The sequence below is a fragment of the Bacteroides sp. GM023 genome, assembly GCF_014750685.1.
Lineage (GTDB): Bacteria > Bacteroidota > Bacteroidia > Bacteroidales > Bacteroidaceae > Bacteroides.
Genome location: NZ_JAAXGE010000003.1, coordinates 390,669 through 405,367, shown reverse-complemented (window position 1 = coordinate 405,367; position 14,699 = coordinate 390,669). Strand labels below are relative to the sequence as shown.

Annotated in this window: 9 protein-coding genes; 3 read left to right on the top strand and 6 right to left on the bottom strand. The window is 49.7% G+C overall.

What is annotated here, in order from left to right:
* Positions 1-68: 68 nt before the first annotated feature.
* The gene (locus HC965_RS08220; protein ID WP_191031040.1) at positions 69-4,334 is read left to right on the top strand and encodes a hypothetical protein; all 4,266 of its coding nucleotides are present in this window, start codon (positions 69-71) and stop codon (positions 4,332-4,334) included.
* A gap of 30 nt (positions 4,335-4,364) precedes the next feature.
* Positions 4,365-5,522: a FimB/Mfa2 family fimbrial subunit gene (locus HC965_RS08215; RefSeq protein WP_191031039.1), complete on the top strand. Its 1,158-nt coding sequence runs from the start codon at positions 4,365-4,367 to the stop codon at positions 5,520-5,522.
* 191 nt (positions 5,523-5,713) lie between these two features.
* Here the strand turns inward: HC965_RS08215 and HC965_RS08210 are convergent, their stop codons facing one another.
* From HC965_RS08210 to HC965_RS08185, 6 genes are all read right to left on the bottom strand, one after another.
* The gene (locus tag HC965_RS08210) at positions 5,714-6,649 is read right to left on the bottom strand and encodes an outer membrane beta-barrel protein (RefSeq protein WP_191031038.1); all 936 of its coding nucleotides are present in this window, start codon (positions 6,647-6,649) and stop codon (positions 5,714-5,716) included.
* An 18-nt stretch (positions 6,650-6,667) separates the two neighbouring features.
* A complete protein-coding gene (purT, locus tag HC965_RS08205) occupies positions 6,668-7,834 on the bottom strand; it encodes a formate-dependent phosphoribosylglycinamide formyltransferase (RefSeq protein WP_191031404.1) in 1,167 nt (388 codons plus the stop codon).
* A gap of 106 nt (positions 7,835-7,940) precedes the next feature.
* Positions 7,941-8,537: a methylated-DNA--[protein]-cysteine S-methyltransferase gene (locus HC965_RS08200; RefSeq protein ID WP_191031037.1), complete on the bottom strand. Its 597-nt coding sequence runs from the start codon at positions 8,535-8,537 to the stop codon at positions 7,941-7,943.
* A gap of 12 nt (positions 8,538-8,549) precedes the next feature.
* On the bottom strand, positions 8,550-10,001 hold the full coding sequence (locus tag HC965_RS08195) for an acyloxyacyl hydrolase (RefSeq protein ID WP_191031036.1): 1,452 nt from the start codon (positions 9,999-10,001) through the stop codon (positions 8,550-8,552).
* 31 nt (positions 10,002-10,032) lie between these two features.
* Complete coding sequence (locus tag HC965_RS08190) at positions 10,033-10,656, bottom strand: chloramphenicol acetyltransferase (protein WP_191031035.1); 624 nt, start codon at positions 10,654-10,656, stop codon at positions 10,033-10,035.
* Between the two features lie 124 nt (positions 10,657-10,780).
* The gene (locus HC965_RS08185) at positions 10,781-12,298 is read right to left on the bottom strand and encodes a DUF4301 family protein (RefSeq protein ID WP_191031034.1); all 1,518 of its coding nucleotides are present in this window, start codon (positions 12,296-12,298) and stop codon (positions 10,781-10,783) included.
* 106 nt (positions 12,299-12,404) lie between these two features.
* Here HC965_RS08185 and HC965_RS08180 point away from each other — a divergent pair, with 106 nt between their 5' ends.
* A complete protein-coding gene (locus HC965_RS08180) occupies positions 12,405-14,621 on the top strand; it encodes a bifunctional (p)ppGpp synthetase/guanosine-3',5'-bis(diphosphate) 3'-pyrophosphohydrolase (protein ID WP_191031033.1) in 2,217 nt (738 codons plus the stop codon).
* The last annotated feature ends 78 nt before the right edge of the window (positions 14,622-14,699 follow it).

Here is a 14,699-nt window from a genome sequence, read left to right as displayed (position 1 = left end):
TTAGCCACAGAATCCCTGCACACCCTCTTCACTTTTTACCCCTGTTACTAAAAAAACCTCTTCCTGCAATGAAAACAAAACATATCTTTCTAAGCTGCGCCTTCTTCCTCTGCCTTTTCGCGTGTCAGGACGAAGAAATCATACCCGCTCCCGCAGATATACCTCCGTCGAGAGCCATAGCAGCCACTTCCGGCTCAACATCCGTCCTCACATCCGTCGATGGTGGAAAGACATGGACAGCCAGCCGAAGGGTTCCTCTAGTGGGTGAAGGACGTATCGTAGACGATATGTCGAACGCTTTGATAGAAGTACTCAACGCCAATCAGGGTATCGCCAATATGCTTGATACCGACCTCACCAACTCCGCCTCATTCAGTGGCGTGGCAACCGCCAATCTGATAGGCAACCAGATAGCGTCCGTGCGTGACGTTAACCGCACCTATGCCGGCGGACAAGCTGCCGGATTTGTCTATTTACTTGATAATTCCTCCCTGCTCACGCTCGATGTGCTGAAAGGTTTCTACCTGAAAACCTACCTCAAAGGTGTGGAACAGGAAATGAAAGGCAGCGACTCACAAGTAGTGGAAACCTTGCAACTCAACCTTATCGGCGCAGCCAACAACGGCGGGCAACAGGCACTTTCCATCACTACCTCGCTCACCAAACCTTTTGATGAAATAAAAATAGGTATGTATGGCATCTCCGCCACCGTACTCACAGCTTTGAAACTATATTACGCCTTTGTAGGCGACAACCCCATACAGCCTGCCGTAACCGGAAACGCTTACTATACAAACGGTGTGGCAGTGCATGCCAATGCCGGTCTCGATTTGACTTGGACTACCGTCCCCAACAGTGGCGAACTGATAGATGCCAACCTGACCAACGGGCCTTCTTTCGGCCTGATAGGTGCATTATTACAACCTCGTGCCACAATCAATTTCAAACAAGTAATCCCCATAGGAGCCGAAGTCGGTTTCAACCTCTCCAACCTCGGACTAGCCAATATCAGCTTATTGGGGACAACCGTACTGACTACCTATGACGCCAACGACGCGCAACAGGAACAAGTCTCCGTCAGTAACCTGCTTGGTATCTCCGCCATTGTGGGCGGTGGCACGCAAGTCAGCATGGTTTTGAAGAAACCCTGCACACAGATCAAAATACAATTTTCGGGAGTGAATGTCAATCTAAGCACTACCACCATCAATTACGCCTTTGTGCGTGACGCGTCGGTAGTAGACCCTTCGAGCTTTTTCTCATTAAGCAATGCTACCATCACAGGCAATTCTTACCAATTAGTTACCCCTGCCACCGGAAGCGTGAGTTACGTCCTCAACAGCTACCCGTCAGGAGCTGCCCCCGCCATCAGCAACAATAAAATAACGGGAATGACCGTCAACGGCGACTATCAAGTGACAGGAACCTACACCGCAGCTAACGGTACAGTCTACACACAGACCGCTACCATCACCCGCAACGCCGTGTCCAATGGCTCCGCTTCCTGTAACACAATGATAACCGCCACTAGCAACGGAGCTACCGTTTACGCCCCTTCCGGCGGCGGATGCCTGTTATGCGTAGGCGAAGGCACCAATTTCACAGGGAAAAGCAACCTTATAGACAGCAATCCCGACAACTATATCACCTATTATAATGTAGCGAGCATTGCCGCCAATACTTCCATCGTAGGTGTTCAGACGGCAGCCGCCACTCCCGTCAATAGCGCAAAAGCGCAAATCCGCACGGGATTTGTCATCCAGACTTCCGCGAAACTGATCAGTGTCAATGCGCTCAAATTCCTTATCATCCGCCTCTATCGAAACGGCGTGAAAGTATTTGAGAGCACCGCAGACGATAATAATGCCATCTCCGCCGGACTGATAGGCGACAGTGGCAATAAAGTACGCGTCGGTGTCACTACCAACCAGGAGTTCGATGCCATCGAACTTTGGACAGGCGGCATACTCAACCTCAATCTGAATGCTTTCCGCATCTACTACGTCTATTGGGAGAACGTGAGCGACAACTGTTACAGCAGCAGCGTAGCCAATGCCTGCCTTCAGCTTATGACGCCTTCCACCTACGGAGCGACCATCAACTATGCCGCTACCGGCAGTCCGGGCGTAGCCAATGTAGGAACTTCCATCAACAACCTGGGTAACCTGATAGATGCCGACGAGAACAGCTATTCCACCATTACCGCCACCAACGTATTGGGAGCGGTCACCGTGGCTGTGAAGTTCAACCGGATACAGCAGAAACAACCCGTGGGCTTTATCGTGGTAGACCCTGCCGGAATAGCCGGAGCCAACCTGATAAACTGGACTACCCTCTCCGTCTATAACGCCGGCGTACTGGTGGGACAGACCGGAACAGGCGGTGTGCTGGGACTGGATGTCATCGGTACGGGCGGCAAGCAATACATGGAGACGACTCCTACTTCCGCTCCTTTTGATGAAGTGCGGATTACCTTTGCCGGAGTTGTCGATGCGCTGAAGACCATCCAACTGGCGGGAGTCTATACCCGTCAGGACAGTAATGGCGACGGTATCCCCGACTGCGCCGAAGTCACTCCGGGGGGAGATGAGACGATTGATTTCCTTGGTGTCACCTCGCATCTCTGCCAGGGCAGCCCCATCTCGCTGCAAGTGAAGGGCGGAACGAACGGCAACAATTATCTGCTGCGTTTCTACAACGTCGCCAAGAATAATGAAGTGACGGATAAAACAGTCACCCTCACCAATCAGACCTTTACCATTGCCAATATGCCCGCAGGCGATTATTATATCTCCATCTATGATGCCGGCGGCACGAAGTTATATTACAACGGCATCCACTCCACCGTCCACCCGCTGCGCACCACCTGGAAAACCAACGCAGGAACTTCCAACTGGAACACGTGGGCCAACTGGAGCGACGGAAGCCCGTGGCAATGTACGGACGTCATTATCCCGTCCGGCGCCGCCCTCTACCCTGTACTCGTGCAAGGCGACGCCAACTATTGCAACAATCTCCACTTTGCCCCGAACGCGGAGATAGTAAACACTCATTATCTCACCTATTCGCAGGCATGGGCGGAAATGGCTCTGCAATCCGGACGTTACTATATGCTGTCAGCCCCATTGAAAGCCACTTTCACGGGAGATATGTTTATCCCCGCTTCCATGAGCGGAACTCAGAACAACGACTTCTTCGTGACCCTGAACGAAACGACTTCCCCCGAAAATCGTTTCAGCCCCCGTATCTACCAACGTCTATGGAGCCATGACGCCCCCGGACAGAAGATAAGTGGCGGAACGCTTACCCCCGTCACCGTCACCCCGGACAAGACCAACTGGACACCGCCTTTCAACGCGTTGAACCAAGCCTACACCGCAGGCATGGGCTTCTCCCTGCTTGCCGACAAAGAATCGGTATCGGGCAGCACGCTCACATTCCGTTTCCCGAAAGTGCATACGCATTATACCTATTATAATATGTCGGGACAGGGAACTTCGTACAGCGAAAACCTGACGCGCACGCTTTCCGGACGCTTTATCTACGAGAACAGTAGCGGGGCAGTCTCCTTCCCCTATACCGTAAACGCTACGAACAAAGCCATCGGAACGAGCTTCCTTATCGGAAATCCGTTTATGACGCATATACGTATCGACCGTTTCATGACGGACAATCCTACGGTTACGTCTGCCAAGGTATATGACGGCAACAGCAACAATTCCGTCATCAAAGCAGACGGACAGTTATTGACGAACGGCAGCAATTTCCAGTACATCGCGCCGATGCAGTCGTTTTTTGTCACTGTCAGTGTGCCTTCCACCGGACTATCCGTGAAATTCACCGAAGCTGCCCTGACACAAGCTCCCGGTTCGGGCGGATTGATGCGTAGCACCCGTGCCCTGTCTTTATCCGGTACTTCCTCCGCTTCACGCCCCGCCCTGCTACTCTCGGCAACAGCGGGAAGCACCACCTCCGGTTGCCTGATACGCCTGTCCTCTTCCGCCCGTGACGATTTTCGTGCAGGCGAAGACTCCGAACTGTTGATGGACAACGAAGTAGCTCCCGCCATTGCCGTGTTCAGCATTGTCGACGGGAAAGCGCTCGATATACAGCAACTCAACAGCGCCGTTCAGATTCCTTTGGGATTCAGCCTGCGCGACCCTGCACGGGTGACGCTGAAACTCTCCCACGGCAGTGGAGACACTTGGAAAAACTGGTCGTTCGTGGATACGCAGACGGGAAAACGAACGTCATTATCCGCATCGGAAACGACGCTTGACTTAGGAATACTATCCACAAACGTGGGAAGGTTTTACCTGATGAGGAATGAATAATCAAGAATAATATCTGAAAAATAGAACCTTATGAAACGGAATTACATAGGAAGAAAGTTAGCGTTTTGGCTGTCGGCGGTGCTGATGGCCGCCTGCCAACAAGGAGAAGAGATAGAAGAACTGACAGAACCCGTCCCCCAGGAAAAAGCGGGAGAAGTAATTCTTGATTTTACCGTAGCAGGCGAACTGTCGCTGAGTGCCGACCCGGCGAGCACCCGTACCGAGCTGCCCGGTTCGGGGAATATTCAGCATGTGACGTCCGTTCAGCTCTATATTTTCAATGGTACGGGTGATGCTGCTGTCTGCATAGCGTCCGAAGATGTGGGGTGGTCTGCCTATTTCGGCAATATTCCGCCTACGGTGACGGCTACTATGAAGTATCACGTGAAGTATGAAGGACTTGTAAAGGATACTCCTTATACTTTCCTCGCTGTCGGCATGGATGCGTCTTCCCGCACTACCTATGGACTCCCCGCTGCGATACAAGTGAATACCACTACGCTGGGCAATGCTGTCGCTACCTTGTCAGGTACGGAAACAGCTACTTGGAGCAATATACGCACTTCCGAACTTTTCGCCGGAGCCACCGTGCTGACACCCACCTATGCCGGTGCGCAGGGCAATGTAGACCTTTGGCGACGGGTAGCGGGCGTGATGGGTTGGTTTACGAATGTCCCTACATTGGTTGGGGCTACTACGGTATCCGCCATACGCATTACTCTCTATACGCAGCAGAACAAGAGTGTCCCCTTATTGCAACGCAGCCAGACTCCTGTATTCAAGGATTACATAGCTAGTCCCCTCTCCGCTTCCACCGGCGGACAGGTATTGGTACAAATCCCCGTGCCCGCAGGCACTTTGCCTATCGCCACGTTATCCAAAGGGTCTTATGTGTTGCCTGTTCCGGCTCCTGCCGTCGTGAATGCAAATGATTTTTCGCTGAAAGTGGAACTTGTGGATGCTGCCGGAAATACGTTACGCTCGGCACGTGTCACTCTCTCTGATAGTGACGACTCTAATTCTTCTACCGGAAACGGTACGGGTATTATCGACCCGCAAGGTGTTTATCGCTTCCCCATCATTGCCAATCATTTCTATGGAATAGGCACGCCGCTTGTTCCCATCAATTTGGGGGCAATAGAGACGAGAGCCGGAGTGCAGGCAAGAGTGATGAATTTTAATCTTTAATACAAAATTCCCGTTTCAATATAATTTTGAAACGGGAATAGTTATCATTATATCTTATTATAATCAGTTGATTTTAGAGTCTTTCTATTTCTTCTTTTGAAAGTCCGGTAGATTCGGATATAAAATCGTTTGTCATACCCATTTCTTTCAGCTTGCGATTACGAAGTTCATGAAGAACACTCCAGTGATAATCAGAAATAGTAACGCAATCCCCCAAGAACATTGATACGACTAACTCCGGTACGCTCATTATCATTCAGTATCACATCGCCGCGGTCGGGCAGCGTTCCATTAACCGTGTTAAGAGAAACGCCGACGCCCCAATGATTAGTAAGCATATATTCTAAACCTACCGTAACATGTGCTCCCACTCCGGCGGAATTATAAAAAGGTTCATGATAAAGGAATGCGCCTATACCCAAACCCGCTTTCAATATCAATTTATTCCATCGGTAGCGTGCCACCCATTCCGGAGCGATATAAGAAAGCGTCATATTTCCACCGGGGAAAGATGTCCGGAAACCGGAATATTGTAATCCGACACCCCAATTGCTGCTCCAGGTATATTCATAAGAAAACTTCCACTCCAGTCCGCTTTTGCTTCCCATAGAATATCCATCGGCATCATAAATACTGCTTGTTATCCATCCGTAACCTATACTTCCTTCGAAAGTGTTGGCAGGAGCACGCCTTCCCTCTTTCCGCTTTCTAGCTTCCAAATGTTCGAGGTCAACCATATCTTGTAGCGAATTTACTTTCAGGGTATCCACTTCCATATCCGAAAGACGAAGCATCAGGCCGGAAATCTGATGACAGGGACTTCTCCAGCGAGAAGGTGCGAGATGCTCGGTGATGGCAAGCCCGTTTCCACCATTCTTTCCGGTAGCTTCCTTTGCAAGGCGCAGCACTTGGTCGTATTCGCAATTTGTGGAAGTGCTCCGGTCTGCCACAAAGACACGCCCTATCATTTTGGCTGTATTGGGGATGGTTTCCCCCAATTCAATCACAGACACCGAATCCACAGGAATAATACCCGGATAGGATTTCGTAATATGAGTCGTTACTTTAGGCGAACAAGCGGTCAGTAACAACAGGGTTGCACCTGCAAAGAAATTGGCTGCTTTCATAATATGTTTTTTGGGGCTTTAGCACACTTCTACTCTCTCAGCGATTGCCTTTGCCTTGTCACGCAGTGCGTCAAGGTCGGAATCCAGCGGAGCATAGCAGAGTACTACTCCCATGCGGCGGTTGACACGGGTAAACGGTTTGCCGAATATGCGGAGATAGGTATCTTCTTCTTTGGTCACCTCTTCCAGTCCGCGGTATTGAGGACGTTCCTGGCTGGCAATCGGAGAAAGGATAACGGCGCTTGCCCCTATCCGCTCCTGCTTGATGCCGGGGATAGGCAGACCGAGGACGGCACGGAGATGGAGTTCAAATTCGTTCAGGTTTTGCGTTCCTGCCAATGTCACCATACCCGTATCGTGCGGACGTGGAGAAAGTTCGGAGAAGTAAACTCCGTTTTCGTGGCTCAGGAAGAATTCTACTCCCCACAGTCCGGCGCCTGTCAGGGCACGGGTTACTTTTTCTGCCATTTCTTCCGCTTCTTTCAGATGGGCGGGGTCGATATGTGCGGGTTGGAAACTTTCACGGTAGTCGCCACCTTTCTGTACGTGTCCGATGGGCGGGCAGAACAAGGTAGGGCCGTTCTTTTGAGTAACTGTCAACAGGGTGATTTCGCTGTCGAACTTAATAAATTCTTCGATGATAAGTTCGCGGATATCACCACGGCTGCCACTGCATCCGTATTCCCAGGCGTGTTCGAGTTCGTCGGTGCTCTTCACAAGGGATTGTCCTTTACCGGATGATGACATTAAAGGTTTTACCACACAGGGGAAACCGATTTGAGCGGCAGCTTCTTTCAGTTCTTCCAGTGTCTTGGCGTAGAAATATTTGGCTGTTTTCAGTCCTAGTTCTTTAGCGGCAAGGTCGCGGATGGCTTTGCGATTCATCGTGAAGTTGACGGCACGTGCGCTGGGCACTACCTGGATTCCTTCTTTCTCGAAGTCGTACAGGCGTTCTGTGCGGATAGCTTCAATCTCCGGCACGATAATGTCCGGCTGGTGTTTCTTTACGACACGTTCCAGTTCTTCACCGTTCAGCATGTCGAATACTTCAAATTCATCGGCCACTTGCATAGCGGGTGCTCCCGCATAAGAGTCACAGGCAATGATATGCTGACCTTTGCGCTGAGCTGAGATTACAAACTCTTTTCCAAGTTCTCCTGAACCGAGTAACAGTATTTTCTTCATCATTTTGAGTGTTTTATATTAGTGATGCAAAATTAGTATATTTCAATGAACTATCGCACCCATAAAAGGGAAATAGTTCGGCAGAAATGCAATTTGTGGAGTCAGGCTATATCTTGCCATGAGACAAGACTTCGCATTGCGCCCTCTCCCAACCTATGATAGTCGCTTTCCGCTCACTTTTCCAGTGATACTGTCCGATAGCACCGCCGGTACGAATCACGCGGTGACAGGGAATAATCAGCCCGACAGGATTGCGTGCGATGGCAGAAGCTACGGCACGTACTGCTTTCTCTTGGTGCATGATTTGAGCCAGTTCGCTGTAAGTCACTACCGTTCCCATAGGGATGGTGAGCAGGGCTTCCCATACTTCTACCTGAAAGGGAGTTCCTTTGACGTGAAGTTTCAGAGGTTCGCTGCGTTTCCCGAGTGGGTCTGAGAAAAGATGCCAGACAATATCGGTCGCCATCGAGTCGTTGCGTACATGGTCGGCTTCTTTCCATTCATCCTTATGGGCGGACAAGATTTCTTCTGCGTCATCGTCCACAAACTGGAAGTTGCAGATGCCTTGCGGGGTGGAAGCTATGAAGCACTGTCCGAAAGGAGTATCGGCAAAGCCGTATTCCATCGTCCAACCCTTGCCGGAAGATTGACACTCTTCAGGACTGATAACCTCAATGATTGCAGGAGGCTGATTCCTCATCATAACGCTGTGTATTTAGTGACGTACTTTGGGATATTTATTATGGAAACGGAAACCGAGTCCGAGCATCAGATAATTAGGAGTCTGGAAGTTCTGAAGGTTGTAGCCGATGTGGAGGAATGAACTACGGGTGATGTTCATCTTTAAGGCAAATACCTGGTATAAGCCACGCAAGTCGCCACGTCCAAGTACGTTCGAGCCAAGGCCGACGCCGATTGTGAAATAAGGCATCACGTATTCCGCACGTCCCGAAAGTCCCAGGGCAAGCTGATTCTGAAGTCCCGGTCTGCAAAAACGGCGGGCACCGGTATCTCCGTATTCTGTAATGACATCTTCGATATAGACATTGGCACTGCCATCATAGACACCATCCAACGAAACTCCGAAACGGAATTTATAATTGAGATTGTACATCGGGGCAAAGTTGAATCCTGCCACGGGATAACTGCCGGGAGAAGCAATCTGTTTTCCACTCTCTACATATACTCCTTTCCGTCGCCATGAGCCAAACATGACAAGGTCATAACTAATGTGGCGCGGGAAGCGGGGAATCAAAGGAGTTACCAGCGATTTGGTCAGGTCGGATTCTTCACGGTTGAAGTTGTAGACCAGTCCGATTTTAGCTCCGGTAGTGTTCACTCCTGCGTTGGGAAACTTGGTGTTTCCGTTGGAGAAATGCGTGAAGTCGCCACCAATTATCAGGTCGAAATAGCGGGAGAACGCCCAGTTCAAGTAAATGCCTGCATTGAGGTAAGCATTCATGCGGGAGCCGACAGCTCCGTTATAGGAATTATAATCATTGTCATACGGCTGCCATCCGGCGGAAATACCGAAATTCCACTCGTAATTGAGCGAAAGGCGCGGATTGAAACGTGCGATGCGTGCGCCTTGAAACAGGTAGAAAGTGAAAGGGTCACCGAGCTGTTTTTTGTCGCCAAAGGTAGTGAATGCCAAGCCGAAACCTTGATAGGCACCGCCATAAATTCGGTCGGCACAAGTATTGGGACGAAATTTGAATGAATATTTCAGATGGGCGGAAAAAGACGTCTGAATCGGTTTCCACCGCTCGTTCTCTCCTCGCAGGAAAGGATTGGTGGGAAATACGTATTGCGGGCGGGCTTCTATGCCCAGGCGATGGATAAAGCGATGGGAAGTGTATGCCGAAACGGAATCGAATCCGTATTCCCCGTATTCCGGGAAATTTCCCTGCCGGAGTCCGCGGATTTCTTCCTGTAGCTTCCTGACTTCTTGACGGAGTTCACGTACAACTTCCTGAAGTTGCTCCACATTCTGACGGGTAGCTTCCAGTGTATCCTGCCGGACTTCCTGTGAATGTAAGAAAGCTCCCGGAAAAAGTAATGTCGAACAGAAGGTAAAACGGAAGGCAGTGCGGGATGCCGAACGGAATACATAACGGAAGGCAGTGCGGAAGGCGATGGCTTTCCATCTTGGTGCTTTGAATCTCATAGACGTCTACTTTGTCTTTTTAGAACGAAGTTTATAAATCGAGGATTTCAATAAACTTGGCGACATGATAACCATCCATCAGTCCATGATGACAAGTGACGGAGACAGGCAGCAGCAGTTTCTCTCCTTCGCGGAAATACTTTCCGGTGGAGATTTTGGGGACGCTATCGCCCGAACGCATATTGGTGGGGTGTTTCATATCTGTGAAAGTGAGCCACGGAACAGCCGAGTAATGGATGGCGTTAGGGTGGAATGTTCCCCCTTTGTTCAGTCCGGTGGTGGCTTGCAGACGTTCCATTTCGGCTTTCGCTTTGCGGATGAAGGTAAGTTCGTCCGGGTCATATTCGAAGGCGGCGAAAGAAAACGTATGGTCGGCACGGCCTACGGTGGCTTCGGGCAGAAGACTGTCATAACACACTACCCTATCCCCTTCGATACGGTAACGAAATTCTTCGACTTTGGCGGCAGCGGTGATAATCCGGTGCAGGAGTAAGAGGGAGAAAGATACGCCTTTGTCCTTGGCTTCCTGATACGCACGGGTGCAGTCTACATTGACCGTCACTCCGAAAAACGGGTCGTCAAAAGCACAGAAGTGCTCGAAATGTTCTTTTCTGTTCCAGGTAGCAATATCAATGATTTTCTCAATCTGATTCATTCTAAACACTCTTTTTTAAATAGCCGGTTGCTTGCGGACGCAAAGCCGCTCAAACGCAACCGGGCTGTTAATTTGTGGGAAGCGGCTGCCCGGTTTTCCCCGACCGGGCGGTCGCCTTTTTGCTTTACTGATGTTGCTCGCGCAGCAGGTCGTTCACCGTCTTCACCGGATTGAAGGTAGAGAGGGGAACTTCTACAAATACGGTGTTCCAGTCGCTCATCGCACCGTTCCACAATCCGGGGAGTTCGAGAGCTTTCAGGTCTTTGCCGTTCTTTGATTTGTAGGAGATGAAGCCTGTTGCCTTATCTACGTAGTTCACTAAATCGAATTTATGACCTTTATAGTCACGTACGGCACATACTAGGTCTACCGGATTGAAGTGCGTACCATTCTCGAACATTTCCTTCTTCTCGGGGTCGTTCATGTCGATTTGCGAGCTTTCGAGGATTTGCAGGGAAATCGTTCCGTCACTGTTGTATGCAAGGAACGGGCCTCCACCCGGTTCGCCTACGTTCTTCACCATTCCGCAGACACGCATCGGACGGTTCAGTTTGTTCTTCAGATAGATGGCGAGTACGGAATCTTCGAGGTCTTTCGTTTCCGGATTCTTGCAGAAAAGTTTCTTTTGCAGGAACTGAAGCATTTCCATCATTTGGTCGTGCGTGTATTTGCCGCTGTCGAGCAGTTCGAGGTATTCGAACGCCTGCTTTTGCAGGGAGACGAGTACGCCGGCAATCAGTTTCTTATAAGTAACGGTATCTTCCTTCAGTTTGTCGGGGACAACGTTGTCGATGTTCTTGATAAAGATAATATCGGCATCGAGGTCGTTCAGATTCTCAATCAACGCGCCGTGTCCACCCGGACGGAACAGCAGTTTGTCGTTGTCGCGGAACGGTTGGTTGTCCATATCGGCAGCAATGGTGTCGGTACTCGGTTTCTGCTCGGAGAAGGTGATGTAGTAATCCACTCCGTAGCGTTTGGCAAATTCGCCGGACTTTTCTTCCACCAGTTTCTTGAAGAGTTCGCGATGCTCGGTAGATACGGTGAAGTGCACGTTGACTTTGCCGCTCTTTCCGGCTGCGTACATGGCTCCTTCGGCAAGGTGCTCTTCTAGCGGAGTGCGTGCGCCTTCGGGATATTTATGGAATTTGAGCAGACCTTTCGGCAGTGCGCCGTAATTCAGCCCGGCAGTTTCGAGCAATGCGGAAACTACGGCTTTATAGTTGCCTGCTTCGATTAATCCGGGAATGTCTTTTCCGGCTGTACGCTGGCAAGCTACATTGAGGTCATCATAGAAAGCAAAATCGTTGATACCGTCGAAGAATACTTGTTCGAATTTTGTAGTCGGCACGTCATAGTCGGCAGACAGAAACTCGAAGAGGTTCTTGAACATACGGCTCGCGGCACCCGAAGCCGGTACAAACTTCACAATAGTCTTATCTGTGTTTGTATATGCGTCCCACGCTGCCAAATATGCTTTCTGCTCTTCAGCGCCGGGGGCTAATATACCTTTCTCGATGGAAGCGGCAGCGTCCAGTCTCAAAAAAGGAAAACCTGTCTGGAAGCAAGCCAGTTGCTCGGCTATTTGTTCTTCCGTGATGCCTTTCTTGGCAAGCAACTCTTTGTCCTGTGTCGTTATCATACTATCTAAATTTATTAATTGATGCCCAAAAATACAAAATGTTATTTACTTCTTACCGAATAACCAAGAAAAAAAGTACTTTTACATCGAATTAACAAGATTGAATATGGACGTCTTTTTTACATCGGAGGAAAAAAAGGAGCTTTTTTCACTCTACCGGCATTTGATGCTATCTGCCGGAGACAGCATTTCCTGGCAGGATTGCCTAAAGTTAAAGAAACATCTAATCAAAGCGGCACAATGTAACGGGCTGCAACGCAATAACTTCGGGATGAATCCCGTCATCAGAGATTTACAAACGGCGGTCATCGTGGCCGAGGAAATTGGAATGAAGGGCTCGTGCCTGATTGGTATCATGCTGCACGAGATTGTGAAATCGCATATACTCTCCATCGAGGAAGTGAATGCGGAATATGGGGAAGATGTGGCGAGCATCATCAAGGGATTGGTGAAGACGAATGAGCTATATGCCAAGAGTCCGGCGATTGAGTCGGAGAATTTCCGTAACCTGCTGCTCTCGTTTGCCGAAGATATGCGTGTGATTCTGATTATGATTGCCGACCGCGTGAACGTGATGCGCAAAATCAAGGATACGGGCAAGGAGGAAGACCGCAACAAGGTGGCGAACGAGGCTGCTTATCTGTATGCTCCGTTGGCGCATAAGTTGGGGCTTTACAAGTTGAAATCGGAATTGGAAGATTTGTCGCTGAAATATACGCAGCGGGATACCTATTATTATATAAAGGATAAGTTGAACGAGACGAAGGCGTCACGTGACAAGTATATCGCTGCTTTTATCGAGCCTATCCAAAGGAAGGTGGCGGCAGCGGGACTGAAGTTCGACATCAAGGGGCGTACCAAGTCCATCCATTCAATATGGAACAAGATTCAGAAACAGAAGACTCCGTTTGAAGGGATTTATGACTTGTTTGCTATCCGTATTATCCTGGATTCGGAACCGGAACCGGCGAAGGAGAAGCAGGAATGTTGGCAGGTATATTCTATCGTAACGGATATGTATCAGCCGAATCCGAAGCGGCTACGCGACTGGTTGTCTATCCCGAAAAGCAATGGTTACGAGTCGTTGCACATCACCGTGATGGGCCCGGAAGGGAAATGGGTGGAAGTGCAGATACGTACCCGCCGCATGGACGAAATCGCGGAACGCGGACTGGCCGCGCACTGGAGATACAAAGGTATCAAGGGCGAAACGGGCCTGGACGAATGGCTGACTTCGGTACGGGAAGCGTTGGAGAATGCGGACAACGACTCGATGAAGGTAATGGACCAGTTCAAAATGGACCTTTACGAGGACGAAGTTTTCGTTTTCACGCCCAAAGGGGATTTGTTCAAGTTGGCAAAGGGAGCTACGGTGCTCGACTTTGCTTTCCATATCCATAGCAAATTGGGATGCAAGTGCATCGGCGCGAGGGTGAACGGAAAGAATGTTCAACTGAAGCAGAAGCTGAACAGCGGCGACCAGGTGGAGATTATGACTTCGAATACACAGACACCTAAACAGGACTGGCTGAATATCGTGACGACTTCCAAAGCCCGCACGAAGATTCGGCAGGCTCTCAAAGAGATGGTGGCACGTCAGCATGACTTTGCGAAGGAGACGTTGGAACGGAAGTTCAAGAACCGTAAACTGGAGTATGACGAGGCGACAATGATGCGTCTTATCAAGCGTTTAGGGTTCAAGAACGTGACGGAGTTTTATCAGAAAATAGCTGATGAAGCACTGGATGTCAACGAGGTTTTGGACAAATATATCGAGCAGCAGAAGCGGGATAATGATACGCATGACGAGATTGTGTATCGTAGCGCCGAGGGATATAATATGCAGGTGGTGCAGGAAGAGACGACTTCAAAAGAGGACGTGCTTGTGATTGACCAGAATCTGAAAGGGCTGGAATTTAAACTGGCAAAGTGTTGTAATCCTATTTATGGTGATGATGTATTCGGTTTCGTGACGGTAAGCGGGGGAATCAAGATTCACAGGAAAGACTGCCCGAACGCGAATCAGATGCGTGAACGTTTCGGCTACCGTATTGTGAAGGCTCGCTGGGCAGGTAAGTCGGTAGGTACGCAATATCCTATCACGCTGCGCGTTGTGGGACATGATGATATTGGTATCGTGACGAATATCACTTCTATTATATCTAAGGAGAACGGAATTACCCTGCGTTCTATCGGCATTGATTCGCATGACGGCTTGTTCTCGGGGACGCTGACGGTTATGGTTGGCGATACGGGAAGACTGGAAGCGCTTATCAAGAAGTTGAGAACGGTGAAGGGAGTAAAACAGGTTAGCCGGAATTAAGGAATTAACAACAGCATACAGGCATATAAAAAATAGTGACGCTATCATGTACGGATAGCGTCACTATTTTTATAGTAT